Consider the following 24,169-nt stretch of genomic DNA (forward strand, 5'->3'; position numbering starts at 1 on the left):
CCGTACTCTAAACCGTCAGAGGTACTGGCCGGTGTTGGACTCGGTGTCGATGGCGCGGCTCGCGCTCGACGTCTTGCCGGTGACGAGGGTGCGGATGTAGACGATCCGCTCCCCCTTCTTGCCCGAGATCCGCGCCCAGTCGTCCGGGTTGGTCGTGTTGGGCAGGTCCTCGTTCTCGGCGAACTCGTCGACGATGGAGTCCAGCAGGTGCTGCACCCGCAGGCCGGCGGCACCCGTCTCCAGGACCGACTTGATCGCGTACTTCTTCGAGCGGTCCACGATGTTCTGGATCATGGCCCCGGAGTTGAAGTCCTTGAAGTACAGGACCTCCTTGTCACCGTTGGCGTAGGTGACCTCGAGGAAGCGGTTCTCGTCGGACTCGGTGTACATCCGCTCGACCACGCGCTGGATCATCCCGGCGATGCAGGCGGCCCGGTCGCCGCCGAACTCGGCCAGGTCGTCGGCGTGGATGGGCAGGGTGTCGGTGAGGTACTTGGAGAAGATGTCCTCCGCCGACTCCGCGTCGGGCCGCTCGATCTTGATCTTCACGTCGAGCCGGCCGGGTCGCAGGATGGCCGGGTCGATCATGTCCTCGCGGTTGGAGGCGCCGATGACGATGACGTTCTCCAGGCCCTCGACGCCGTCGATCTCGCTGAGCAGCTGCGGCACGATCGTCGTCTCCACGTCGGAGGAGACGCCCGAGCCGCGGGTGCGGAAGATCGAGTCCATCTCGTCGAAGAACACGATCACCGGCGTCCCGGCCGACGCCTTCTCGCGGGCGCGCTGGAAGATCACCCGGATGTGGCGCTCGGTCTCGCCGACGAACTTGTTCAGCAGCTCGGGGCCCTTGATGTTGAGGAAGAACGACTTGGCCTCGCGGGGGTCGTCGCCGCGCGCCTCGGCGATCTTCTTGGCCAGCGAGTTGGCCACGGCCTTGGCGATGAGCGTCTTGCCGCACCCGGGCGGGCCGTAGAGCAGCACGCCCTTGGGCGGGCGCAGCGCGTACTCCTGGAACAGCTCGGCGTGCAGGAACGGCAGCTCGACGGCGTCGCGGATCTGGTCGATCTGGCGCGCCAGCCCGCCGATGTCGCCGTAGCCGACGTCGGGCACCTCCTCGAGCACGAGGTCCTCCACCTCGGCCTTCGGCACCTTCTCGTAGGCGTAGCCGGCCTTGGTGTCGACCAGCAGGCTGTCCCCGGGCTTGAGGGTGGGCCCGTCCTCGGAGACGTGGGCCAGCCGCAGCGGCTCCGCCACCCAGACCACCCGCTCCTCGTCGGCGTGCCCGACGACCAGGGCGCGCTCGCCGCCGTCGAGCAGCTCGCGCAGCGAGGAGACCTCGCCGACCCGCTCGTAGGCGCCGGCCTCGACGACCGTCAGCGCCTCGTTGAGCCGCAGGCTCTGCCCGCGCTCGAGCAGGCTGCCGTCGACGGTCGGCGACGTCACCAGGCGCATCCGGCGGCCGGAGGTGAACGCGTCGACGGTGCCGTCCTCGTGCGCGGTGAGGAAGACGCCGTAGCCGCTGGGCGGCTGGGCCAGCCGGTCGACCTCCTCACGCAGCACCAGCAGCTGCTGGCGGGCGTCCTTGAGGGTCTCCAGCAGCTTGGTGTTGCGGTTGGTCAGCGTCTCCACCTTGGCGGTGGTCTCCGCGAGGCGGGCCTCGAGGTCGCCGTGGCGGCGCGGCGAGTCGGCGAGACGGCCCCGCAGCGCGTCCACCTCGCTGCGCAAGGCAGCGACCTGGCTCTCGGCCACCTCGGGGTCGGGACGGTCGGTCGGGCTCATGGGCGTCTCCTCCCGGTCTGAACCACCCACGCTACCGGCGGCGGGGGCGGCTGTCCGCGCGACGCCACGCGTGGTGACGGCGCCCACCGGCGGTGTCCCGCACGACGTCCGCACGGGGGGCCGGTCGGACCGCTAGCGTGGCCGGACGCCGAGCAGCCGCGTCGGCCGACGGGGGGAGGCCGTGGTGGGTGGACCAGCAGATCCGTGGGCGCGGGGAGGTCAGGGCCCGCAGCAGCCGGGGTCGGACCCGACGCGGGCGTTCCCGCCGCCGGGGCCCCAGCAGCCCGGGCCCCAGCAGCAGGGGCCGTACCCGCCGCCGTACCCGCAGGGCCCCTACCCGCAGACGCCGCCGGGTCCGTACCCGCAGACGCCGGGTCCGTACGCGCAGGGTCCGTACGGGCCGCCGCCGGGGATGCCGCCCGGTCCGCCCGGCGGCCCCGGGGGCGGGTCCGGGGGCTCGGGCCGCGGGCCCGGGTTCTGGGTGGCCGTGGTCGAGCTCGTCGCGGTCGTGGTCGCCGGGGTGGTCGGGGTCGCGGTCGTCGCCACGCGCGACAGCACCACCGTCGCCGACCCGACCACCACGACGGCCGCCCCGACCACGACCGCGACCAGCTCGTCGCGGACCACCACGTCGCGCTCCACCCCGCCGCGCACCACCTCGCGGACCACGACGCGGCCCACGGCCACCGCGGGCACGGTGACCGTGGCGCCCACGGGCGCCGGCACCCCCGCGGGCCCCGGCGACACCGCCGCGCTGACCGCGCTCGGCAGCCGGCTGATCGACCTGCTCAACGCCGGGGACGAGGTGGGGCTGGCCGGCATCGCGTGCGGCGAGTTCTCCGGCGACGTCGCCGCCGAGGGCACGATCGACCCGCAGACCGACCCCATCGTGTTCTCCCGCGTCGAGGACCTCCTCGTGACCGGGGACACCGCGTCGGGCCGGATCTTCGCGGGCGAGGCCGGCTCCGAGCCGACGGGGGCGGACGCGACGTTCGGGCGCACCGCGGGCACCTGGCAGATCTGCTCGCTGGGCTGAGCGGGCGGACCGGCCGGCTCAGCCCTCCGCGGGCTGGTTCTTGCTCGGGCGGCGGTGCGGCCGCGGCGCGGTGACGCCGTCGGCCAGCCGCCGCGCCCGCACCAGGAACGCCGTGTGGCCCTGCATGCGGTGGTCGGGGCGCACCGCCAGGCCGACCACGTGCCAGGAGCGCACCAGCGTCTCCCACGAGTACGGCTCGGTCCAGCAGCCCTGCTCGCGCAGGCCCTCCACCACGCGGCTGAGCTGGGTGGTGGTGGCCACGTAGGCGACGAGCACGCCGCCGGGCTTGGTGGCGCGGGTGACGGCGGGCAGCACCTCCCACGGGGAGAGCATGTCGAGCACCACCCGGTCCACCTGCTCCTGCGCAGGCACGTCGGCCACGTCGTCGAGGCGCAGGTCCCAGTTGGCCGGGCGCTCCCCCAGGAAGGTCTCGACGTTGCGGACGGCGTGCTCGGCGTGGTCGGAGCGCAGCTCGTAGGACACCACCCGCCCGGTCGGGCCGACGGCGCGCAGCAGCGACAGGGTCAGCGCCCCGGAGCCGGCCCCGGCCTCGAGCACCGTGGCCCCGGGGAACACGTCGCCCTCGTGGCAGATCTGCGAGGCGTCCTTGGGGTAGATGACCTGCGCGCCGCGGGGCATGGAGAGCACGTAGTCGGTGAGCAGCGGGCGCAGCGCCAGGTAGTCCGCCCCGGCGGCGGCGCGCACCACGCAGCCCTCCGCCGCGCCGATGAGGTCGTCGTGGGCGATGCCGCCCTTGTGGGTGTGGAACTCCCCGCCCGCGACGAGGACCACCGTGTGGTGGCGGCCCTTGGCGTCGGTCAGCTGGACGCGGTCGCCCGCTCGGAAGGGTCCGCTGCGCTCCACGGGGGGTGTGCTCCGTCCTGTGCGGGTGCTCCCCCGCGGTCGGCGGGGACGGGCGATGGTCCCACGGGGACGGGGTTGTCGGACCCGCCCCCTACGGTGGCGCCATGACCGTGACCGACCCCGCCGCTGCCGCCCCGCCGCGCCGCAGGCCCGCGCTCTCCCCGTCGCGGGCGGGGGACTTCAAGCAGTGCCCGCTGCTCTACCGGTACCGCGCGGTCGACCGGATCCCGGAGTCGCCCAGCCTCGCGCAGGTGCGCGGCACCGTGGTGCACGCCGCGCTGGAGCAGCTCTACGCGCTGCCCGCCGCGCAGCGCGACCCCGAGCACGCGGTCGCGCTGGTGGAGCCGGCGTGGCAGGAGGTGCTGGCGGAGTCGCCCGACCTCGCCGGGCTGGTCGACGACGAGGCCACCCCGGGCTTCCTGGGCGCGGCCGGGGACCTGGTGCGCCGCTACTTCACCCTGGAGGACCCGTCGCGGTTCGAGCCCGAGGCGTGCGAGCTGCGCGTCGAGGTCGAGCTGGCCGACGGGGTGCTGCTGCGCGGCTTCGTCGACCGGCTCGACGTGGCCCCCACCGGTGAGGTGCGGGTGGTCGACTACAAGACGGGCGCCGCCCCCCGGGAGGTGGGCGAGGCGCGGGCGCTGTTCCAGATGAAGTTCTACGCGGTGGTGCTGTGGCGCACCCGGGGCGTGGTGCCCACCCAGCTGCGGCTCATCTACCTCGCCGACGGCCAGGTGCTGACCTACACCCCCGAGGCCGACGAGCTGGAGCGCTTCGAGCGCACGCTCTCGGCGATCTGGCGGGCCATCCTGGCGGCGGGCGCCACCGGGGACTTCCGGCCGAGCCCCAGCCGGCTGTGCGACTGGTGCGACCACAAGTCGCGCTGCCCGTCCTTCGGCGGCGAGGTCCCGCCGTACCCCGGCTGGCCGCAGGACCCGGGGACGGGCGAGGAGACGCTGGTGGAGCGGGTCGGATGACGGAGCAGGCCCCCGCCTCGCCCGCCTTCTACCTGCCGCTGCCCCCGGCGGCGGACGGGGCCGAGCGGTTCCACGCCACGGAGCGCACCGTCGGGCCGTGGACCGCGCAGATGCAGCACATGAGCCCGCCCGCGGCGCTGCTGGCCCGGGCCGTGCAGCGGTGCTCCCCGCGCGGCGGCACCCGGCTCGCCCGCCTCACCGTCGAGGTCCTGGGCCCGGTCCCGCCCGGCGAGCTGACCGTGCGCACCGAGGTGCTGCGGCCGGGCAAGCAGATCGAGCTGGTGGGGGCGCGGCTGCTGGCGGCCGTCCCCGGCGGTGCCGAGCGGGTGGTCGCCTCGGCCTCGGCCTGGCGGCTGGCGACCGTGGACACCACGGCCGTCGCGCAGGACCTCGGCCCGGTGATGCCGCCGGTGCCCGGGCCGAGCCCGTGGACCCGCTCGCCCGGCTGGGTGGCGGGCTACGTCGACGCGATCGAGTGGCGCTGGATCGACGGCGACCTCGCCCAGCCCGGCCCGGGGCGGGTGTGGGCGCGCCCGCGGGTGCCGCTCGTGGCCGGCGAGGAGCCGGACGTGCTGCAGCGGTTCCTGGCCGTGGTCGACTCGGCCAACGGGGTGGGGGCGCCGCTCTCGGTCGGCGAGTGGACCTTCCTCAACACCGACCTGACGGTGCACCTGCACCGGGACCCGGTCGGTGAGTGGGTGGGCATCGACGCCTCGACCAGCATCGGGCCCGACGGGATCGGCTCGTGCACCGCCGTCCTGCACGACGAGCGGGGCCCGGTCGGCCGCAGCGCGCAGATCCTGCTCGTCCGCCCCCGCTGACCCCGCGCCCGCGCGGGAGAGGTCAGAAGCGGCAGGAGCGCAGGTCGCTGGCCAGGATGGCCTTGGCGCCGAGCGCGGAGAGCGTGTCCATCACCTGGTTGACCTCGCGGCGCGACACCATCGCCCGCACCGCCATCCAGCCCTCGTCCGCCATGGGCGCCAGCGTCGGCGACTCCAGGCCGGGGGTCACCCGCACGGCCTCGTCGAGCAGCTCGCGCGGGCAGTCGTAGTCGAGCATGAGGTACTGCTGGGCCACGACGACGCCCTGGATGCGGGCGACGAGCTGGTCGCGCGCGCGGTCGGGGCCCGAGCCGGTGCGCTCGACGAGGACGGCCTCGGAGTCGCACAGCACGTCGCCGAACGGCACGAGGTCGTGCTGGCGCAGCGTGCGTCCGGTGCCCACCACGTCGGCGATGGCGTCGGCCACCCCGAGCTGGATGCTGATCTCCACCGCGCCGTCGAGCCGGATCACGGTGGCCTCGATGCCGCGCTGCGCCAGGTCGGTGCGCACCAGCCGGGGGAAGGCGGTGGCGATGCGCAGCCCGGCGAGGTCGGTCGCGGACCACTCCTGCCCGGCGGGCGCGGCGTAGCGGAACGTGGACGCACCGAAGCCGAGGGCGAGCCGCTCGCTGACCTCGGCGCCGGACTCCGCGGCCAGGTCGCGCCCGGTGATGCCCAGGTCGAGCTGGCCGGAGCCGACGTAGATCGCGATGTCCTTGGGCCGCAGGAAGAAGAACTCCACCTGGTTGGCGTTGTCGAGCACGGTCAGGTCGCGGGAGTCGGAGCGGCGGCGGTAGCCCGCCTCCGTCAGCACCTCGGCGGCCTGCTCGGAGAGGGCGCCCTTGTTGGGCACGGCGACGCGGAGCACGGGGGGTTCCTCCGGGGGTGGGGAGCGATCAGGAGCCGGGGCGGGTCGACTCACAGGTGGCGGTAGACGTCCTCGAGGGTCAGCCCGCGCCCGAGCATCAGCACCTGGGTCCAGTACAGGAGCTGGGAGATCTCCTCGGCCAGCTCCGCGTCGGTCTCGTGCTCGGCGGCGAGCCACACCTCGCCGGCCTCCTCGAGCACCTTCTTGCCCTGGGCGTGCACCCCGGCGTCGAGCGCGGCCACCGTGCCGGAGCCCTCCGGCCGCGAGCCGGCCTTCTCGGACAGCTCGGCGAACAGCGAGTCGAAGGTCTTCACGGGCGACGATCCTCCCACGCCGCCGCGGCCTCCCCGTCGTCCCGGGTGCCCGCCGCCCGCCACGCCGCGGTGAGGTCGGCCGGGGTCAGGCCCAGCAGGGACGGGCGGTGCGTGCGCCGCGGGCTGGTGGGCACCTCGACCTCCAGCGGCACCACGAGCACGGCGCACCCCGCGGCCTCGGCGGCGGCCGCCCCGGTGGGCGAGTCCTCGACGGCGAGGCAGTCGGCGGGGTCGAGGCCGAGCAGCTCGGCGGCCCGCAGGTACGGGTCGGGGGCGGGCTTGCCGTGCGCGACCTCGTCGCCGCACACCGTGGCGGTGAAGTGCTCGCGGCCCAGGGTGCCCAGCGCGTCCTCGGTGAGGCCGCGGCCGGTGTTGGTCACCAGCGCCTGCGCCCACCCCGCTCCCGGGGCGAGGGTGAGGGCGTCCTGCGCCCCCGGCCGCCACGGGATGCCGGCGGCGAACAGCTCGGCGGTGCGGGCGTCCAGGACGGTGGCCGCCTCGTCCAGCGCCGCCCCGGTCACCGGGAGGTCGAGGTGGGTCAGCAGCGCGGTGACGGCGTTGCGCAGGCTCCCGCCGACCAGGCTGTGGCGCAGCTCGGTGGTCATCTCCCCGCCCAGGTGCACCGCCAGCTCGGCCAGCGAGACGTCCCACAGCCGCTCCGAGTCCAGCAGCGTGCCGTCCATGTCCCAGAGCACGGCGCGGGGCCCGGCAGCCGGGGAGGTGGGGTGCACGCCGAGGAGTATGTCGTCCCGCGGCCCACGGGACCGCCCGGGTGGTGCGGGGGTCGTAGGCTGGGCGGGTGACGGACACGGAGCTGGCGCGCCTGCGGGACCCGGTCCTGGTGGCCGCCTTCGAGGGGTGGAACGACGCGGGCGACGCGGCCAGCGGGGCCGTGGAGCACCTCGAGCTGTGCTGGGACGCCGAGCCGCTCACCGAGATCGACTCCGAGGACTACTACGACTTCCAGGTCACCCGGCCCGTGGTGCGCATGGTCGACGGCGTCACCCGGGAGATCCAGTGGCCCGCCACGCGGCTCAGCGTGTGCCACCCGGCGGGCTCGGACCGCGACGTGGTGCTGCTGCACGGCATCGAGCCGAACATGCGGTGGCGCTCCTTCTGCGGGGAGCTGCTGGGGATCATGGACCAGCTCGGGGTCTCGACCGTCGTCACCCTGGGGGCGCTGCTCGCCGACACCGCCCACACCCGCCCGGTCCCGGTGACCGGCACCGCGCCCGACCCGGAGTCGGCCACCCGCTACAACGTGGAGCAGACCCGCTACGAGGGCCCCACCGGCATCACCGGCGTGCTGCAGGACGCCTGCGTGCGGGCGGGCATCCCGGCGCTGAGCTTCTGGGCGGCCGTGCCCCACTACGTCTCCCAGCCGCCCAACCCGAAGGCGACGATCGCGCTGCTGCACCGGGTCGAGGAGGTCCTCGACGTCGAGGTGCCGCTGGTCGGGCTGCCGGAGCAGGCGGCCGACTGGGAGACCACGGTCACCGAGATGGCCGAGGAGGACGAGGAGGTCATCGGCTACGTGCGGTCCCTCGAGGAGCGCGGCGACGCCGAGACCGACATGTCCGACGCGGTGAGCAAGACCGACGCGGAGTCCATCGCCGCCGAGTTCGAGCGCTACCTGCGCCGCCGCGGCCCGGGCGAGGACGGCGGGCCCGGGGGCGCGTGAGCCACGGCCGGGCCCGGCTGGGCGTCGCGGCGCTCTTCGCGGGCGGGTTCCTCGGCCCCTTCGGGGGCGGCCTGGTGGCGTCGATGCTGCCGGAGATCGGTGCCTCCTACGCCGTGGCGCCGGGGACGGCGGCCGCCTCGCTGACGGCCTACCTGCTGCCCTTCGGGGCGCTCATGCTCGTCTCCGGCACCCTCGGTGAGCGGTGGGGCCGCGCTCGGACCGTCCGTCTGGCCTACCTGGTCTACGTGGCGGCGTCGCTGGCCTGCGCGCTCGCCCCCACCGTCTCGCTGCTGCTCCTGGCCCGGGTGGTGCAGGGCTCGGCGAACGCGTTCACCACCCCGCTGCTGCTCGCGGCGCTGGCCGCCGTCACCGACCGGGAGCGGCTGGGGCGGGCGCTGGGGCTGTTCGGCTCGCTGCAGGCGGCGGGGCAGACGTTCGCGCCGCTGGTGGGCGGGGTCGCGGCCGAGGTGGACTGGCGCTACGCCTTCGTCGGCGTGGCGGGGGTGGCGGCGCTGCTGGCCGCGGCGGGGCTGCCCGAGCACGCGCGCGCCCCGACCGCGGGCGGAGTGCGGCTGCGGGAGGCGCTGCGCCCCGACGTGCTGCGCACCGGGCTCGTCGCCCTCGTCGGCTGGGGTGCGCTGGGCGGGCTCAGCTTCCTGGTGGCCTTCCGCGCGGAGGACGACTTCGGGCTGTCCGCCACCGGGCGCGGGCTGCTGCTCACCGGGTTCGGCGTCGCCGGCCTGCTCACCGCCCGGGTCGCCGGTGGCGCCATCGACCGGGTGGGGGCCCGCCGCGGGGTCGTGGTGGGCTCGGTCGTCGGGGCGCTGCTGGTGGCGGGCACCGGGGTGCTGCCCGCGCTGTGGGCGGCGGGTCTGTGCTGGGCGCTGGCCGGGGTGGCGGCGCAGCTGCTGCTCGTCGGTGTCAACACCGCGGTGCTCACCGCCGACGGCGGCAACCGCGGCGGGGCCGTGTCGGTGGTGCAGGCGATGCGATTCCTGGGTGCGTCCGCCGCCCCGCTCGCCCTGACCCCGGTCTACGGGCTGCACCCCGTGGCGGCGTTCCTCGTGCCCACGGCGCTGCTGGCGCTCGTGGCGCCGGCGGTCATGCCGCGGGCACGCCGCGCCCCGGTCGCGGCCTGACGCGCCCGCATCGAGCGGGCTCGATGCTCTCCCGGGGCGCTGCCGGGTGCATCCAGCCCGCGCGATGCGGACCCCGGTCAGGCGTGCAGGGCGGCGCGGGCGACGCGCAGGCCGGTCCGCGGGCCGACCCGGCCGTCGCCGAGGCCGAGCTCGACGACCTCGTCGAACACCCGCTGGTCGGCCGCACCGGCGCGCATGCCGGCGTCGAGCAGCCACGGCCGCCGCGTGAGCGCGGCGAGGGCGTCGGTGTGGCGGAAGTGGGTGCCGAGCGCGGCCCGCAGGCAGCTGCGCAGCACCCGGCCGGGGTCGTCCGCCCCGGCGGCGGCTCCCGCCAGCGCCCCGGAGAGGACCGCGTAGAAGATCCCCTCCCCCGTCACCGGGTTGACCAGCCCCGCGGCGTCGCCCACGAGCAGCACCCGGCCGTCGGGCTGGCGCACCCGCCCGGTGGACAGCGGCAGCCGGTGCGCCCGCAGCCGGGTGGGCTCGACGCCGGGCAGCAGGGCGTGCAGCCGCTCCACCAGGTGCGCCCGGGTCGGGGGCGCGCCCCGCAGCAGCTCGCCGTACCCGACGTTCGCGGTGCCGTCCCCGACCGGGAACGCCCACGCGTAGGCGGGCCAGTGCGCCGTCGTCATCGTCAGCAGCTGCTCGCCGGCCGGCCAGGCCCCGCTCGGGGCGTACCCGCGGATCGCGAGCGCCACGGTCCCGGCCCGCGGCGCGGGCACCCCGGCCTGCCGGCGGACGACGGACTCGGCCCCGTCCGCGGCGACGACGACGCCCGCGGCCACCACGTCGACGTCGACCCCGCCCGGCACCGGGCGCACCGTGCGCACCCGGTGGCGGCGGACCTGCACCCCGTCGGCGACGGCGGCGGCCCGGAGGCGGGCGTCGAGCACCTCGCGGGGCACCACCCAGCCCGGGCGCTGCGTGCGGCGGCGGGCCGTCACCCCGCCCGGGGAGCGCAGGTCGAGGGTGTGGACGGGCGCCGACCCGGCCACCAGGCCGGTGGTGTCGACCCCGAGCCCGGCGAGCACGTCGAGGGCGTGCGGGGCCACCCCGTCGCCGCACACCTTGTCGCGGGGGAAGTCGGCCGCGTCGAGCAGCAGCACGCTGCGCCCGGCGCGGCGGGCGGCGAGCGCGGCGGCGGACCCGGCCGGGCCGGCCCCCACCACGAGGACGTCGACGTCGTGGTCCTGCCGGCGGCGGCTCACCCGGCGAGCCGGTCGACGACGGCGCCGAACACCCGGGGCAGGGCGGCCGCGGCGGGGACCACCACCTGCCCGAGGCCGGGGGTGTGGCGGGCGGCGAGCAGCCCGGCCGTCAGCGCTCGGGGGGTGCGGGTGACGCGGCGCCACGCGTCCTCGTAGCGCTCCGGCTGCCCGGCGGCCAGGCACTCCACCAGCACCCGGGCCGAGGCCAGGGCCACCGCGATCCCCTCGCCGGTGAGGGCGTCGACGTAGCCGGCGGCGTCGCCGACGAGCAGCACCCGCCCGGCGACCCGCGCGGTCGCGCCCTGCCGCAGCGGGCCGGCCCCGCGGACGGTCGAGCGCGGCTCGGCGCCGCGCACCCGCTCGGCGAGCTCGGTGAACGAGGCCAACTGGGCGTCGAGCCCGCCGCGGGCGCCGGTGAGCACCGCGACCCCGACGGTCCCGTCGTCGACGGGCGTCACGTAGGCCTCGGCACGGCCGTGCCAGGTGACCTCGACGGTGTCGGTCCACGGGGCGAGCGCGTAGTGCCGGCGCAGCCCCCAGCGGGGCCGGGTGCGGCTCGTCCGGTCGAGGCCCAGGGCCGTGCGCAGCGGGGAGTGCAGCCCGTCGGCGGCGACGACCCAGCGGGCGCGCAGCCCGGCGACCTCGGCGTGCCCGGCGTGCTGGGTGACGCCGTCGGCCCGGCCCTGCTCGACGGGGATGCCGGCCGCGGCGACGGCCCGGTGCAGCGACGCGTGCAGAGCCGTGCGGCGGACCCCGCGGCCGGGCCCGGCGCTGAAGCGGGTGGCGGCGCGCCGGCTGCCCTGCCGGTAGGTGATGCCGGTGATGTCGTGCCCGGGCGGGTCGACGCCGAGCGCGGCCAGCTCGCGCAGAGCGGCCGGCATGAGGCCCTCGCCGCAGGCCTTGTCGAGCGGGCCGGGGCGGCGCTCCAGGACGGTGACGTCCAGGCCGGCGCGGGCGGCGTGCAGGGCGGTGACGAGGCCGGCCGGCCCGCCGCCGACCACGACGACGTCACGCACGGCCACGGCCCTGTGAGCGGAACCTCGCGTCATGGGTGCAGTAATCACACACGGGCCAGGGCCCTGTCCTCGGTGCGGATGCGCACGGTGAGCAGGGCGGCGTTGAGGACGGTGAACACCACGGCCGTCACCCAGGCGGTGTGCACCAGGGGCAGGGCCACGCCCTCGACGACCACGGCCACGTAGTTGGGGTGGGAGAAGAACCGGTACGGCCCACCGGTCACCAGCGACATCCCGGGGACGATGACCACCCGGGTGTTCCACTGCGGGCCCAGGGTCCGGATGCACCACCAGCGCAGGCCCTGCGCGGCGAGGACCAGCACCAGCATCGGCCAGCCCAGCAGCGGGAGGAACGGCCGGTCCGCGACGAGCACCTCGACGAGGCAGCCCACGAGCAGGCCGGTGTGCAGCACGACCATGAACGGGTAGTGCCCGGACCCGGTCTCCTGGCCGCCGCGCTGCCGGGCCCAGGCCAGGTTGCGCTTCGCGACCACGAGCTCGAGCAGCCGCTCGACGCCCACGGCGAGCACGACGACGACGTAGAGGGTCAGCACGGCGCGCTCACCACTGCAGCAGCACCAGCTCGGCGCAGAACCCCGGCCCCATCGCCATGAGCACCCCCACGTCCCCGGGGTCGGACGGTCGCTGGGCCAGGGTGTCTCGCAGCACGTGCAGCACGCTGGCCGAGGACAGGTTGCCGATGTCGCGCAGCGAGTCCCAGGTCAGCGCCAGCTCGTGACGGTCGACCCCGAGCACGTCCTGGATGGCCTCGATGACCTTCGGTCCGCCGGGGTGGCTGATCCAGCGGGCCACGTGGCCCACGTCGAGGTCGTGGTCCTTGAGCAGGCCGCGCACGTCGTCGCCGAGGTAGGTGCGCACCAGGTCCGGGACCTCCGCGCCGAGCACGATCCGCAGCCCGGTGGTGCCGAAGTCCCAGCCCATGGCGCGCTCGGTGCCCGGGTAGAGGTGCGAGCGGGAGTCGACCACCCGCGGGCCCGCGGCGCCGAGCCGGGCCGCGCGGTCGGCACCCAGCGCCACCACCGCGGCCGCCCCGTCGCCGAACAGCCCGGAGGCGATCATGTTCGCCACGGAGGGGTCGTCGCGCTGGATGGTCAGCGAGCACAGCTCGACCGAGACCAGGACGGCGACCTCGTCGGGCGCCCCGCGCAGGTAGTCGTGCAGCCGCGCGACGCCCGCGGCCCCGGCCACGCACCCGAGCCCGAACAGCGGCACCCGCTTGACGTCGGGCCGCATGCCGAGCCGCGCGGCGATCCGGGCGTCCAGGGACGGCGCGGCCAGGCCGGTGACGGTGGTGGAGACGAGCACGTCGACGTCGGTCACCCCGAGCCCCGCCTCGGCCACGGCGGCCGCGACGGCCTGCGCGCCCAGGTCCACCGCGACCTCGAGGAACACGTCGTTGGCCTTCGTGAAGGTGTCCAGCCCGCGGTAGCCCTGCAGCGGCAGCGCCAGGTGGCGGGTGGCCACACCGGCGTTGGCGTGCAACCGCTCCGCGACGCGGCGTGACGGTCCATCGGCGGGCAGGCACAGCTCCGTGACGAGCTCGGTGATCTCGGCCTGCGGGTAGGTGTGCTCGGGCAGGACGCCGTGCACCGCGGCCAGAGTCGTCATGGGGCGACGGTAGGGGGCATCGGGTCCGACGGCGAGCCCGCCGGCCCGTGCCCCACGCCACTAGGGTCGTCCCGACCCGGACCCGGACGAGACCAGGAGACGCGCGTGGCCGACGTCAAGCAGCACAAGATCGCCCTCGACGAGAGCGAGATGCCGACCCGCTGGTACAACGTCCTGCACGACCTCCCGACCCCGCCGCCGCCCTACCTGCACCCGGGCACCGGGCAGCCCGTCGGTCCAGACGACCTCGCCCCGCTCTTCCCGCCCGCGCTCATCGAGCAGGAGATGACGACCGAGCAGTACGTCGACATCCCCGACGACGTCCTCGACGTGTACCGGCTGTGGCGGCCGAGCCCGCTGTACCGGGCGCACCGGCTGGAGAAGGCGCTGGGCACCCCCGCGCGGATCTACTACAAGTACGAGGGCGTCTCCCCCGCCGGCTCGCACAAGCCGAACACCGCGGTGCCGCAGGCGTACTACAACGCTCAGGCCGGTGTGCGGAAGCTGACCACCGAGACCGGGGCCGGGCAGTGGGGCACTGCGCTGGCCTTCGCCTGCGCCCAGTACGACATGGCGTGCGAGGTGTGGCAGGTCCGGGCGTCCTACGACCAGAAGCCGTACCGCCGCATGATGATCGAGACCTTCGGCGGCACCGTGCACCCCAGCCCGTCCGAGCTGACCGCTGCGGGCCGGGCGATCCTGGCCGCGGACCCGGGATCAACCGGCTCGCTGGGCATCGCCATCAGCGAGGCCGTCGAGGTCGCCGCGCAGGAGCCGGCCGTGAACTACGCGCTGGGCAGCGTGCTCAACCACGTGCTGATGCACCAGACGGTGATCGGCGAGGAGGCGCTGCTGCAGCTGGCCAAGGTCGGGGAGACGCCGGACCTGCTGGTCGGCTGCACCGGGGGCGGGTCGAACTTCGGCGGGCTGATGTTCCCGTTCCTGCGGGAGCGCTGGGCCGGGCGGATGAGCCCCGAGGTGCGGGCGGTCGAGCCCTCGGCGTGCCCGACGCTGACCCAGGGCACCTACGCCTACGACTTCGGCGACACCGCGGGCATGACGCCGCTGATGAAGATGCACACCCTGGGACACGACTTCGTGCCCGACCCGATCCACTCCGGGGGGCTGCGCTACCACGGCATGAGCCCGCTGATCAGCCACCTGTACGAGACCGGGGAGATCGGGGCGGTGGCCAAGCCGCAGACGGAGTGCTTCGCCGCCGGGGTGCTGTTCGCCCGCACCGAGGGCATCGTCCCCGCCCCCGAGCCCACCCACGCCCTGGCCGCCGCGGTCGAGGAGGCGGTGCGCTGCACGGAGACCGGCGAGGAGAAGGTGATCCTCACGGCGCTGTGCGGGCACGGCCACCTCGACCTGCCCGCCTACGCCTCCTACCTGGCCGGCAGGGTCACCGACACCGGCTGGGAGGACTCGGCGCTGCAGGCCTCCGTGGCCGCGGCGCTGGCGAAGCTGCCCCAGCTCGCGTGACGGCGCACTCGGTCGTCCGCCAGGAGGTGCCCGCCGGCGTCGAGCAGTGCTTCGACCTGGTGCACGACTACCACCGCCGGCTGCAGTGGGACACCCTGCTGCGGCGAGCGGTGACGGTGGACGACGCCACGCCAGCCCGCGGCGTCGAGGCGGTGTGCACGGCGCGCCGGTCCCTGGGCGGGATCAGCTTCCGGACGCGGTACGTGACGTTCCGCCGGCCCGAGCTGGCGGCGGTGGTGCTGGTGGACCGGCCGCCGGTGTTCGCCACCTGGGCGGCCTCGATCCGGCACCGGCCGCTCGACGCCGGGCGCAGCGAGGTCGTCTACACGCTGACCTTCACCTGCCGACCGGCGTGGGCGGCCCGGGTGGTCGAGCCCGTGGCGCTGGCCGCGTTCCGGTGGGAGACGCGGCGCCGGCTGCGCGCGCTCGCGTCGTTCCTGGCGGCGTAGGCCGCCCGCGACGTGGTGGTGGTTGCAGACCCCTGACAGCATCGTGGTGGTACTTGCAGACACCCCACGACGGGACGGGTGTGCCCCGCGGTGATGGGCCGGGTCTCAGCCGACCGGGGTGTGGACCTCCTGCGGGGCGAACTGGGTGTCGTGCAGCTCGCGGTAGCGACCGTCCACGGCGAGCAGCTCGTCGTGGGTGCCGCGCTCCACGACGCGGCCGTCCTCGACGACGAGGATGACGTCGGCCGCGCGGACCGTGGCCAGGCGGTGGGCGATGACCACCGACGTCCGCCCGGCGAGCGCCTCGGCCAGCGCGGCCTGCACGGCGGCCTCCGACGTCGAGTCGAGGTGCGCCGTGGCCTCGTCGAGGATGACCACCCGCGGCTGGGCCAGCAGCAGCCGGGCGATGGTCAGGCGCTGGCGCTCCCCGCCGGAGAGCCGGTAGCCGCGCTCCCCCACGATCGTGTCGAGCCCGTCGGGCAGCGACGCCACCAGCTCCTCGAGCCGCGCGCGGCGCAGCGCGTCCCACAGCTCGGTGTCGCTCGCGGCGGGCCCGGCGAGGCGCAGGTTGGCCCGGACGGACTCGTGGAACAGGTGCCCGTCCTGGGTGACGAGGCCCACGGTCGAGCGGATCGACCGGGCCGAGAGCTCGCGGACGTCGACCCCGCCGAGGCGCACCGCCCCGGAGTCCACGTCGTAGAGCCGGGGCACCAGCGAGGCGATCGTCGACTTACCGGCGCCCGACGTGCCGACCAGCGCGACGAGCTGGCCGGGCTCGGCGCGGAAGGACACCCCGTGCAGCACCTCGACGCCGCCCCGGGTGTCGAGCGAGGCGACCTCCTCCAGCGAGGCCAGCGACACCTTGTCCGCGGACGGGTAGGCGAAGTGCACGTCCTCGAGCTCCACCGACACCCCGCCGTCGGGCACCGAGCGGGCGTCGGGGGCGTCGCGGATCATCGGCTCGAGGTCGAGCACCTCGAAGACCCGCTCGAAGCTGACCAGCGCGCTCATCACCTCGACCCGTGCGCTCGACAGCGACGTCAGCGGGGCGTAGAGCCGGGTGAGCAGCAGCGCCAGCGACACCACCGAGCCCGCCTCGAGCTGGCCGCGCAGCGCGTAGAAGCCGCCCAGGCCGTACACCAGGGCCAGCGCGAGCGCGGAGACCGTGGTCAGCGCGGTGACGAAGATGGACTGCAGCACGGCCCGGCGGACCCCGATGTCGGCGACGCGGCCCGCCCGCTCGGCGAACTCGGTCGACTCCGCGGCCGGGTCCCCGAACAGCTTGACCAGCATCGCGCCGGGGGCGGAGAAGCGCTCCGTCATCTGGTTGCCCATCCGGGCGTTGTGGTCCGCCGCCTCGCGGGACAGCGCGGCGAGCCGGCCGCCCATCCGGCGGGCGGGCACGACGAACACCGGCAGCAGCAGCAGCGACAGGGCCGTGATCTGCCAGGAGATGCTGATCATCACCACCAGCGTCAGCAGCAGGGTGACGAGGTTGCCCACGACGTTGCTCAACGTGTCCGAGAACGCCCGCTGCGCGCCCAGCACGTCGTTGTTGAGCCGGCTGACCAGCGCGCCCGTGCGGGTCCGGGTGAAGAACGCCACCGGCATCGTCTGCACGTGGTCGAACACCGCGGTGCGCAGGTCGAGGATGAGCCCCTCCCCGATGCGGGAGGAGAACCAGCGCGAGGCGAGCCCGGTGCCCGCCTCGGCCAGCGCGATCACGGCGATGAGCACGGCCAGGCCGACGACGACCCCGGCGGCGGCGTCGTTGACGATCCCGTCGACGACGCGCCCGGCCAGCACGGGGGTGGCCACGGCCAGCGCCGCCCCGACGACGCTGAGCACGACGAAGACGAGCAGCCGGCGGCGGTGGGGCGCGGCGAAGCGGCCGATCCGGCGCACCGTCTCCCGGGAGATCTTCCCGGTCTCGCGCGAGCTGGAGTAGGTCGAGCGCATGAGCTGCCCGTACGCGGCCGACTGCATGTCCATGCGGAGAACCGTAGGGCCCCGCACCGACACCGGTGTCCCGGGTTCGCCCTCGGCGCAGCGCGCCGCTACCGGGGTGCGGCCGTGCGCGTGGAGTAGGGGTTGAGCAGCTGGTCGACGGGGGCGCGGTCGTCGGTCAGCACCGGGGCACCCGCGGCGAGCGTGGCGGCGGCGGCCGGGTCGAGCACCGTCGGGGACTCCTCGCGCCGGGCCGCGCGGGCGGCCAGCCCCGACCAGTCCAGCTCCCCCGCCCGGGCCACGACGACCGCGTTGCCGCCCCCGCCCGGGCCCAGCTGCGCCGCCCGCGCCACCACCCCGGTGCGGGGCAGCACCGACGCCACGGTGGCCACCTCGGCGCGCAGGAAGTCCAGCGGGTCGTTGTCGATGACGTTGAGCACGTAGAGCCCGCCGGGGCGCAGCACCCGGTCGACCTCGGCGACGAGCTCGGCGGTGGCCAGGTGCCACGGCACGGAGCGGGAGCCGAACGCGTCGCCCACGACGAGGTCGGCGGAGTCGTCGGGCAGCGCCGCCAGCCCGGTGCGGGCGTCCCCGGTGCGCACGTCCACCCCCGGGATCGTCGAGACCCCCAGCTCGGCGCGGCCCAGCTCCACCACCCCGGCGTCGAGCTCGAGCACGGTGGAGCGGGTGCCGGGCCGGGTCGCCGCCAGCCACCGGGGCATCGTGAACCCGCCGCCACCGACGTGCACCGCGTCCAGCGGCGCCCCGGGCGCGAACGCGGTGTCGACCGCGTCGGCCATGCGCTGGGTGTAGGCGAAGCGCAGCACGGTGGGGTCGGCGAGGTCGACGTAGGAGTGGTCGAGGTCGTCGAGGACCAGGGTGCGCCCGGTGGCGCTGCCCGGGCCGGCCACCACCCGGGCGCAGTAGTACGTCGACTCCCCCGAGCAGGGTCCCTGCACCACGACGAGCCCGGCCCCCAGCAGCAGCGCGGCCACGGCGGCCGCGGCCACCGGGCGGGGCCCGGGCCGGCCCGCCACCGCGGCGAGCACCAGGCACGCGGCGGCGGCGACGGCGAGGATCGCGGCCAGGGGCAGCAGCGCGACCAGCACGAACCCGGTGAGGAACACCCCGGCCAGCGAGCCCAGCGTGCCCGCCGCGGACAGCCCACCCACCACGCCGCCCGCCCCGTGGACGTCGCGCAGCCGGGCCTTGGTGGCGGCCGGGGTGACCGTGGCCAGCGCGGTCACGGCCGGCAGCGTGGAGCACGCCACCAGCAGCACCGTGGCCACCGGTCCCGCACCGAGCACCGGGCCCAGCACGACCACGACGGGGCGGACGGCCAGCACGAGCAGCCCCCCGGTGAGCAGGGCGACGGCGACGACGCGGCGCGGTGGGTGCCGGTCGGCGAGCCGGCCGCCCCACGCCGCCCCCGCGGCGATGCCGAGCAGCGCGACCCCGATCGCGGCGGTGGTCGACTCCAGCGTCAGCCCGACGTACGGCGCGACGAGGCGGGTGGTGAGGGTCTCGACGACGAGGATCGCGGCGCCGGAGACGACGACCACCCAGCGGGCCAGCGCGGGGCTCACGGCCGGGTCAGGTGCCGGGGTCGGGGCTGCCCAGCAGGTCGACACCGAGCAGCGCGTCCACGGCCGCGGCGACGTCGCCGGGGGCGTCGGGGTCGGTGTCGCTGTCGGTGCCGCGGGCGCCCTCGGCGGCCCACGCGTCCACGGCGGCGAGCGCGCGGGGGGTGTCGAGGTCGTCGGCCAGGTGGGTGCGCAGCCGGGTGACGAGGTCGTCGGCGTCGGGACCGGACGGGCGGGCCACCGCGGTCCGCCAGCGGGCCAGCCGCGCGGTGGCCTCGTCGAGCACGTCGTCGCTCCAGGAGCGGTCCTGGCGGTAGTGCCCGGCCAGCAGCCCCAGCCGCACCGCCATGGGGTCGACGCCGTCGGCCCGGAGCGTCGAGACGAGCACCAGGTTGCCCCGGGACTTCGACATCTTCTCCCCGTCCAGGCCGATCATCGCGGCGTGGACGTAGTGCCGGGCGAAGCGGGGCACGCCCTGGTCGGACTCGACGTGCGCGGCGGAGAACTCGTGGTGCGGGAAGACCAGGTCGCTGCCCCCGCCCTGCACGTCGACCTCGGCGCCGAGCCGGTCCAGCGCGATCGCGGCGCACTCCACGTGCCAGCCGGGCCGCCCGGGGCCGAACGGGGAGTCCCAGCTGGGCTCACCCGGACGGACGCCCCGCCACACGGCGGCGTCGAGCGGGTCGCGCTTGCCGGGCCGGTCGGGGTCGCCGCCGCGCTCGGCGAAGAAGCGCGCCATGGTCGCCTCGTCGTAGCCGGACTCGTAGCCGAAGGTGCGGGTGGCGTCGCGGCGGAAGTAGACGTCGGGCGTCGCGTCGTCGACCACGTACGCCGCCCCCGAGGCGACCATCCGCTCGACCATCTCCACCACCAGGGGGATGGACTCCACGGCGCCGACGAAGTCGTCCGGGGCGAGCACCCGCAGCGCGGTCATGTCCTCGCGGAACAGCTGGGTCTCGCGGCGCCCCAGCTCCACCCAGTCCTCGCCGTCCCGGTCGGCCCGCTCGAACAGCGGGTCGTCGACGTCGGTGACGTTCTGGGTGTAGCTGACCTGGTGCCCGCCGTCGCGCAGCACCCGGTTGACCAGGTCGAAGGCCAGGTAGGTGGCGGCGTGGCCCAGGTGGGTGGCGTCGTAGGGGGTGATGCCGCAGACGTACATCCGCGCGGTGGGCCCGGCACCGAGGGGGCGGACGACGCCGTCGGCGGTGTCGTGCAGCCGCAGCGGCGGGGCGCCCCCGGCGACGGCGGGGACGACGGCGTCGGACCAGGACTTCATTCCGGCCACCCTATCGACGCCCGGCGCCGGCGCTCCCCGTGGGCTCGGCGGGGGGCTGGGCGGGAGGCCCGGCAGCGGGCCCGGCAGCGGGCTGGGCGGCGGGCAGCGGGCGCAGCGCACCCGAGACGAGGACGGCGACGACGAGCAGCCCCGCGACCACCGACAGCGCGCGCAGCACCCCGACGTGCTCGCCCAGCAGCCCGATCAGCGGCGGGCCGGCGAGGAACGCGGTGTAGGCGATGGAGGCGACCACGCTCACCCGTGCGGCGGCCCGGGCCGGGTCGTCCGCGGCGGCGGACATCCCGACGGGGAAACCCAGCGACGCCCCGAGCCCCCACAGCACGGCGCCGAGGACCGCCACGACGAGACCGCCGCCGAGCACCACCACGAGCAGCCCGGCCAGCGCGAGGGCGGCCGACGCGCGGAGCACCGGGACCCGGCCCCACCGGTCCACGACCGACGTGCCGAACCACCGCCCGGTGGTCATCGCGGTGACGAACACGGCGAAGGTGAGCGAGCCCTGCGTCGGCGACGCGCCGTAGCCGTCGATCACCGCGACCGCGAGCCAGTCGTTGCCCGTGCCCTCGGTGAACGCCAGGCACAGCACGAACACCCCCACGAGCAGCGTCCGGGGCTCCCGCCACGCCCGCAGCACCGCGGTGCGGCCCCCGGGAGCGCCCTCGGCGGCCGGCGGCTCGGGCAGGAAGCCCCGGCTCCCGGGCGGCACCACCACGGCCACGACGACCCCGACCAGCACCAGGTGCACCACCACGGGGACACCGGCGGCGACCACGCCCGCGGTGCTCACCGCCCCCAGCACGGTGCCCAGGCTGAACCCGGCGTGGAAGCGGGGCATGAGCGTGCGGCCCAGCTGCTGCTCGGTCGCCGCGGCAGCCACGTTCATGGCCACGTCCCAGGTGCCGTGGCTGAAGCCCATGACGAACAGGGCCACGGCGACCGGTGCGGGCCCGACGAGCTGCCCGGTCCCGGCACCGACGAGGGAGGCCGCCAGCACCACCGAGGCCACGGCGACGGTGCGGGCCGCGCCCAGCCGCAGCACCACCGCGCCCGCCAGCGGGGGTGCGGCGAGCGAGCCCGCGGCCATGGCCAGCAGGAGCAGGCCGAGGGCGGCCGGGCTCAGTCCGAGGTTCTCCCGCACCTGCGGGATCTGCGCCGCCCAGCTGGCGAAGGCGAACCCGGCGAGGACGAAGGCCACGGCCACGCCGCGCCGGGCCGCGGCCAGCCCGGCCGCGGTGGGGGCCGCGGGGGGCGCCGCTCTCGTCACCGGGCCACGGTAGCCACCGGGTCGGACCTCAGCCGCGCCGCCGCGGACCGCCCGCCGCCGGCTCCGGCACCGCGGGCCCGGGCAGGCCCCGCTGCGTGCAGACCCGGGCCACGAGCGCGAGCCCCTCGGCGGCGGTGCGCTCGGCCACGGCCAGCTCACCGGCGGAGCGGGCCGCGGCCAGTGCGGCGCCGGCGCTGGTCCACCGCTCCCGGGCCCGGGCGAGCAGCTCGTCCCCGGTCCCGCTGCCGGGGCCACCCCCGGGCGGCAGGGCCTCGACGTGGTGCCCGAGCTCGGCGTGGGCGGAGCGGGCCCGGGACCGCGCCCCGGCCACCCCGCCGCGGCCGGGCCCCGCGCGCCCGGCCAGCAGCGGCGTCACCACGGCGACCACCACCGCCAGCCCCAGCACGGCCAGCGACCACCCCGTCACGCGTGCTCCCTCCGCCGACCGCGCCGGCGCCGCCGCCGCCGCGGTGTCGCGGCGACCGGGCCCGGGACGGGCAGGGACGTCTCCGTCACCGCGGCCGCGTCCCGGCGCAGGGTGGCGACGGTGCGCTGCGCCGCGTCGAGCTCGGCCTCCGTGGCCGCTGCCTCGACGTCGGCGAGGGCGAGCACGTAGCGGCCGGCGACGTCGGCCCGGGCCCGGGCGGCCGCGAGCGCCCGGGGGTCGGCGCCGGCGCGGGTGGACGCGGCCGCGGCCAGGTCGTCACCGGCGCGCAGGACGGCGACGGCGACGGCGGCGAGCCCGCTCTCCAGCTCGAGGCGCCGGACCCGCCGGGAGCGGGCAGCGGCCCGCCGGGCCCGGACCCGGGCCAGCCCCAGCTGCGCGCCCAGCAGCAGCGCGACCACGGCGGCGACGAGCCCGGCCAGGGTGGCCAGGGTGACGGCGGTGGACGTCGCCGAGGCGGCCGGCTCGCGGCGCGGCACCCCGTCGGCCATGTCCTCGGTCACGGCGGCGTCGAAGGCGAGGACGAGCTCCTCGACCTCGGGCGTGCGGTCGGGGTCGTCGGGGGTGGTGCGGAACCGGGAGGCGGCGTCGGCGGCGATCGAGAGCCGGAACACCCAGTTGTCGGTCGTCGAGCCGAGCGCGTTCTCGACGCCCTCGTCGGGCGGGGGGAAGTCGTCGCCGGTGCACAGGTAGGGCCCGGCCGAGCCGGTGTAGACCACCGCCAGGGCCTCGGGCACCGCGCGGACCACGGCGTGGCAGGCGTCGCCGCGTGCGTCGCGGTCCTCCTCGCCCAGCGCGGCGGGCAGCCCGGCGACCACGACCGGCCGGTCCCCGATGACCTGGCGCACCCGTGCGGCGTCGAGCACCGCGGGGTCGTCGGCCACCACCGAGGTGGTGCGCAGCGTCGCGGCGGCGTCGCGGACCACGGCAGGGGTGGTGACCCGGTGCCACACCGGCCCGGCACCGACGAGCAGCAGGGCCACGACGACGGCCACCACGACCCGGCGCCGGGTCACCGGTCGGCTCCCGCGAGCGCGTGCCGGGCGGCGGCCACGGCATCGCGCACCACCGCGGAGGTCCCCGGGTCCGGCGAGGCCTCCCACAGCGCCCGGGCGGTGTCGCGCCGCTCGGCCGCCGCGGCCACGGCGTAGCGCTCCCGGGGACCACCGGGCTCGGCCAGGGCCGCCAGCAGCTCGGTGTCCAGCGCCGCCAGCTCGCCCAGGGCCGCCGCCCGCAGCGCCGCGGCGTCGACCCGGGTGCGTCGCCGGACCCGGCGGACGGCGATCACCCCGGACCCGGCCAGCAGCACCGCGGCCAGCCCGAGGGCCACCACCGGCACCCAGCGGGCCAGCAGCCGCTCGGTCGTCGTCGGGGCGAGCGGGTCGCGCTGGAACGGGTCCGCGTTGACCAGCAGGTCGACGCGGCGCAGCACGAGCCCGACGAGCTGGTCGACCGGGGTGCCCCACTGGGTGAAGGCGACCTCGCCGCGGCCCAGCGCGTAGTCGCGGGCGGAGGTGAGCACCGCCTGCCGGGGCCCGCCGACGTCCACCCACCGGCCGCGCGCCACCACCACGACCTCGCCGGGGAACGCGGCGGTCAGGGCGGGCAGCAGGTCGGGCTGCGGCGCGCCGAGCGCGGCCGGCGGCAGGTAGGCCACCCGCACCCCCACCCCGCGCACCGCGGCCCCCGGGTCCTGCGTCGGCGGGTCCGCACCCGGGGCCGTCCACTGCCGGCCCGCGCGCAGCCCGGCGACGACCGGGGCGGCCTCGGCCTCGTCGGCCACCGGCGTGCGCGGCACCGGGTCGGCGGTGCCCGGGGTGTCGGGGTCGGCCACCGAGCGGGCACCGAGCACGAGCAGGTCGGTGACGTCAGAGCTGCCCAGCAGCACCTGCAGCCCGGCCAGCCCGCTCGGGGCGGGGCTGCCCAGGCCGGGCCCGGAGCCGCGCACCACGTGCACGGTGAGCCCCGTGACGAGGAGCACGTCGAGGTCGGCGTCGCGGGCGAGATCGGTGAGCGGGCCGATCACGCGGTCGTAGTGGTCCCCGCGCGTCGCCGGGTCGGGCGGGGCGAGCAGCACGTGGGTGCGGCCGAGCTCGGGGAGCACGGCCGCGGGGTCGAAGCGCGCGACCGCGCCCGGCGCCGTCACCACCTGCTCGGCCAGCACCCGCGGCCACAGCGCCACCACGGGGTCGGTGCCGGGGGCCGCGGGGTCGACCGTCGTCACCCCCGGGAAGGGGTCGGTGCCGGTGTCGGTGCTGCTGCCGCGGCCCGCCAGGACCACCACGACCGTGACCACGAGCGGGATCACGAGCAGGCCGGTGAGCAGGCCGATGACCCCCTGCGTCCGTTCCCGCACCGGCGCACCCTATC

Annotated in this window: 23 protein-coding genes; 7 read left to right on the forward strand and 16 right to left on the reverse strand. The window is 76.5% G+C overall.

The window, feature by feature from the left end:
• Positions 1-15: 15 nt before the first annotated feature.
• Positions 16-1,779, reverse strand: coding sequence for a proteasome ATPase (gene arc / locus ACYVOF_RS04775; RefSeq protein ID WP_460864383.1), 1,764 nt, complete (start codon positions 1,777-1,779; stop codon positions 16-18).
• A gap of 481 nt (positions 1,780-2,260) precedes the next feature.
• Between arc and ACYVOF_RS04780 the strand changes: the two genes are divergently transcribed.
• Entirely contained in the window at positions 2,261-2,815 is a 555-nt protein-coding gene (locus ACYVOF_RS04780) for a hypothetical protein (protein ID WP_460864384.1), read from the forward strand.
• A gap of 18 nt (positions 2,816-2,833) precedes the next feature.
• Here the strand turns inward: ACYVOF_RS04780 and ACYVOF_RS04785 are convergent, their stop codons facing one another.
• On the reverse strand, positions 2,834-3,679 hold the full coding sequence (locus tag ACYVOF_RS04785; RefSeq protein WP_460864385.1) for a tRNA (adenine-N1)-methyltransferase: 846 nt from the start codon (positions 3,677-3,679) through the stop codon (positions 2,834-2,836).
• Positions 3,680-3,783: 104 nt separating this feature from the next.
• Here ACYVOF_RS04785 and ACYVOF_RS04790 point away from each other — a divergent pair, with 104 nt between their 5' ends.
• Both ACYVOF_RS04790 and ACYVOF_RS04795 read left to right on the forward strand, forming a co-directional pair.
• Complete coding sequence (locus ACYVOF_RS04790; protein ID WP_460864386.1) at positions 3,784-4,653, forward strand: RecB family exonuclease; 870 nt, start codon at positions 3,784-3,786, stop codon at positions 4,651-4,653.
• A complete protein-coding gene (locus tag ACYVOF_RS04795; RefSeq protein WP_460864387.1) occupies positions 4,650-5,474 on the forward strand; it encodes a thioesterase family protein in 825 nt (274 codons plus the stop codon). The genes ACYVOF_RS04790 and ACYVOF_RS04795 overlap by 4 nt, the downstream gene beginning before the upstream one ends.
• A 22-nt stretch (positions 5,475-5,496) precedes the next feature.
• On the opposite strand, the gene hisG is transcribed toward ACYVOF_RS04795, so the two are convergent.
• The 3 genes from hisG to ACYVOF_RS04810 are packed head-to-tail and all read right to left on the reverse strand — an operon-like array spanning position 5,497 to position 7,387.
• Entirely contained in the window at positions 5,497-6,342 is an 846-nt protein-coding gene (hisG, locus tag ACYVOF_RS04800; protein ID WP_460864388.1) for an ATP phosphoribosyltransferase, read from the reverse strand.
• Positions 6,343-6,392: 50 nt separating this feature from the next.
• Positions 6,393-6,674, reverse strand: coding sequence for a phosphoribosyl-ATP diphosphatase (locus tag ACYVOF_RS04805; protein ID WP_460864389.1), 282 nt, complete (start codon positions 6,672-6,674; stop codon positions 6,393-6,395).
• Positions 6,653-7,387, reverse strand: a complete 735-nt coding sequence (locus ACYVOF_RS04810) for an HAD family hydrolase (protein WP_460864390.1) — start codon at positions 7,385-7,387, stop codon at positions 6,653-6,655. The genes ACYVOF_RS04805 and ACYVOF_RS04810 overlap by 22 nt, the downstream gene beginning before the upstream one ends.
• A gap of 68 nt (positions 7,388-7,455) precedes the next feature.
• Between ACYVOF_RS04810 and ACYVOF_RS04815 the strand changes: the two genes are divergently transcribed.
• Together ACYVOF_RS04815 and ACYVOF_RS04820 are read left to right on the forward strand one after the other, a co-directional pair.
• Positions 7,456-8,337, forward strand: a complete 882-nt coding sequence (locus tag ACYVOF_RS04815) for a PAC2 family protein (protein ID WP_460864391.1) — start codon at positions 7,456-7,458, stop codon at positions 8,335-8,337.
• The gene (locus ACYVOF_RS04820) at positions 8,334-9,476 is read left to right on the forward strand and encodes an MFS transporter (protein WP_460864392.1); all 1,143 of its coding nucleotides are present in this window, start codon (positions 8,334-8,336) and stop codon (positions 9,474-9,476) included. Before ACYVOF_RS04815 ends, ACYVOF_RS04820 begins: the two co-directional genes overlap by 4 nt.
• Before the next feature lie 77 nt (positions 9,477-9,553).
• Here ACYVOF_RS04820 and ACYVOF_RS04825 read toward each other — a convergent pair whose 3' ends face one another.
• Genes ACYVOF_RS04825 through ACYVOF_RS04840 form a run of 4 tightly spaced genes read right to left on the reverse strand, consistent with a single transcriptional unit; the run spans position 9,554 to position 13,329 of the window.
• Entirely contained in the window at positions 9,554-10,684 is a 1,131-nt protein-coding gene (locus ACYVOF_RS04825; RefSeq protein ID WP_460864393.1) for a geranylgeranyl reductase family protein, read from the reverse strand.
• Positions 10,681-11,700, reverse strand: coding sequence for an NAD(P)/FAD-dependent oxidoreductase (locus ACYVOF_RS04830; protein ID WP_460864394.1), 1,020 nt, complete (start codon positions 11,698-11,700; stop codon positions 10,681-10,683). Before ACYVOF_RS04830 ends, ACYVOF_RS04825 begins: the two co-directional genes overlap by 4 nt.
• Positions 11,701-11,744: 44 nt before the next feature.
• Positions 11,745-12,251: an isoprenylcysteine carboxyl methyltransferase family protein gene (locus ACYVOF_RS04835; protein ID WP_460864476.1), complete on the reverse strand. Its 507-nt coding sequence runs from the start codon at positions 12,249-12,251 to the stop codon at positions 11,745-11,747.
• A 10-nt stretch (positions 12,252-12,261) separates the two neighbouring features.
• A complete protein-coding gene (locus tag ACYVOF_RS04840; protein WP_460864395.1) occupies positions 12,262-13,329 on the reverse strand; it encodes a type III polyketide synthase in 1,068 nt (355 codons plus the stop codon).
• Between the two features lie 105 nt (positions 13,330-13,434).
• Between ACYVOF_RS04840 and ACYVOF_RS04845 the strand changes: the two genes are divergently transcribed.
• Positions 13,435-14,814: a TrpB-like pyridoxal phosphate-dependent enzyme gene (locus tag ACYVOF_RS04845; protein WP_460864396.1), complete on the forward strand. Its 1,380-nt coding sequence runs from the start codon at positions 13,435-13,437 to the stop codon at positions 14,812-14,814.
• Positions 14,811-15,263, forward strand: coding sequence for an SRPBCC family protein (locus ACYVOF_RS04850; RefSeq protein ID WP_460864397.1), 453 nt, complete (start codon positions 14,811-14,813; stop codon positions 15,261-15,263). Before ACYVOF_RS04845 ends, ACYVOF_RS04850 begins: the two co-directional genes overlap by 4 nt.
• Positions 15,264-15,368: 105 nt before the next feature.
• On the opposite strand, the gene ACYVOF_RS04855 is transcribed toward ACYVOF_RS04850, so the two are convergent.
• The 7 genes from ACYVOF_RS04855 to ACYVOF_RS04885 all read right to left on the reverse strand — a co-directional run bounded on the left by ACYVOF_RS04855 (position 15,369) and on the right by ACYVOF_RS04885 (position 24,155).
• On the reverse strand, positions 15,369-17,222 hold the full coding sequence (locus tag ACYVOF_RS04855) for an ABC transporter ATP-binding protein (RefSeq protein WP_460864477.1): 1,854 nt from the start codon (positions 17,220-17,222) through the stop codon (positions 15,369-15,371).
• 98 nt (positions 17,223-17,320) lie between these two features.
• The gene (locus ACYVOF_RS04860; RefSeq protein WP_460864398.1) at positions 17,321-18,796 is read right to left on the reverse strand and encodes a fused MFS/spermidine synthase; all 1,476 of its coding nucleotides are present in this window, start codon (positions 18,794-18,796) and stop codon (positions 17,321-17,323) included.
• A gap of 7 nt (positions 18,797-18,803) precedes the next feature.
• A complete protein-coding gene (mshC, locus tag ACYVOF_RS04865; protein ID WP_460864399.1) occupies positions 18,804-20,069 on the reverse strand; it encodes a cysteine--1-D-myo-inosityl 2-amino-2-deoxy-alpha-D-glucopyranoside ligase in 1,266 nt (421 codons plus the stop codon).
• 10 nt (positions 20,070-20,079) lie between these two features.
• Positions 20,080-21,354: an MFS transporter gene (locus ACYVOF_RS04870; RefSeq protein ID WP_460864400.1), complete on the reverse strand. Its 1,275-nt coding sequence runs from the start codon at positions 21,352-21,354 to the stop codon at positions 20,080-20,082.
• 28 nt (positions 21,355-21,382) lie between these two features.
• On the reverse strand, positions 21,383-21,781 hold the full coding sequence (locus ACYVOF_RS04875) for a hypothetical protein (protein ID WP_460864401.1): 399 nt from the start codon (positions 21,779-21,781) through the stop codon (positions 21,383-21,385).
• Positions 21,778-22,815: a hypothetical protein gene (locus ACYVOF_RS04880; protein WP_460864402.1), complete on the reverse strand. Its 1,038-nt coding sequence runs from the start codon at positions 22,813-22,815 to the stop codon at positions 21,778-21,780. The genes ACYVOF_RS04875 and ACYVOF_RS04880 overlap by 4 nt, the downstream gene beginning before the upstream one ends.
• Positions 22,812-24,155: a hypothetical protein gene (locus ACYVOF_RS04885; RefSeq protein ID WP_460864403.1), complete on the reverse strand. Its 1,344-nt coding sequence runs from the start codon at positions 24,153-24,155 to the stop codon at positions 22,812-22,814. Before ACYVOF_RS04885 ends, ACYVOF_RS04880 begins: the two co-directional genes overlap by 4 nt.
• Between the last annotated feature and the right edge of the window lie 14 nt (positions 24,156-24,169).

Source organism: Rhodococcus aerolatus (genome assembly GCF_054783215.1).

Excerpts from the sequence above, each read along its gene's own strand:
- mshC (WP_460864399.1), bottom strand. The coding sequence starts at position 20,069 with ATGAAGTCCTGGTCCGACGCCGTCGTCCCCGCCGTCGCCGGGGGCGCC.
- ACYVOF_RS04840 (WP_460864395.1), bottom strand. The coding sequence starts at position 13,329 with ATGACGACTCTGGCCGCGGTGCACGGCGTCCTGCCCGAGCACACCTAC.
- arc (WP_460864383.1), bottom strand. The coding sequence starts at position 1,779 with ATGAGCCCGACCGACCGTCCCGACCCCGAGGTGGCCGAGAGCCAGGTC.
- ACYVOF_RS04790 (WP_460864386.1), top strand. The coding sequence starts at position 3,784 with ATGACCGTGACCGACCCCGCCGCTGCCGCCCCGCCGCGCCGCAGGCCC.
- ACYVOF_RS04855 (WP_460864477.1), bottom strand. The coding sequence starts at position 17,222 with ATGCGCTCGACCTACTCCAGCTCGCGCGAGACCGGGAAGATCTCCCGG.
- ACYVOF_RS04795 (WP_460864387.1), top strand. The coding sequence starts at position 4,650 with ATGACGGAGCAGGCCCCCGCCTCGCCCGCCTTCTACCTGCCGCTGCCC.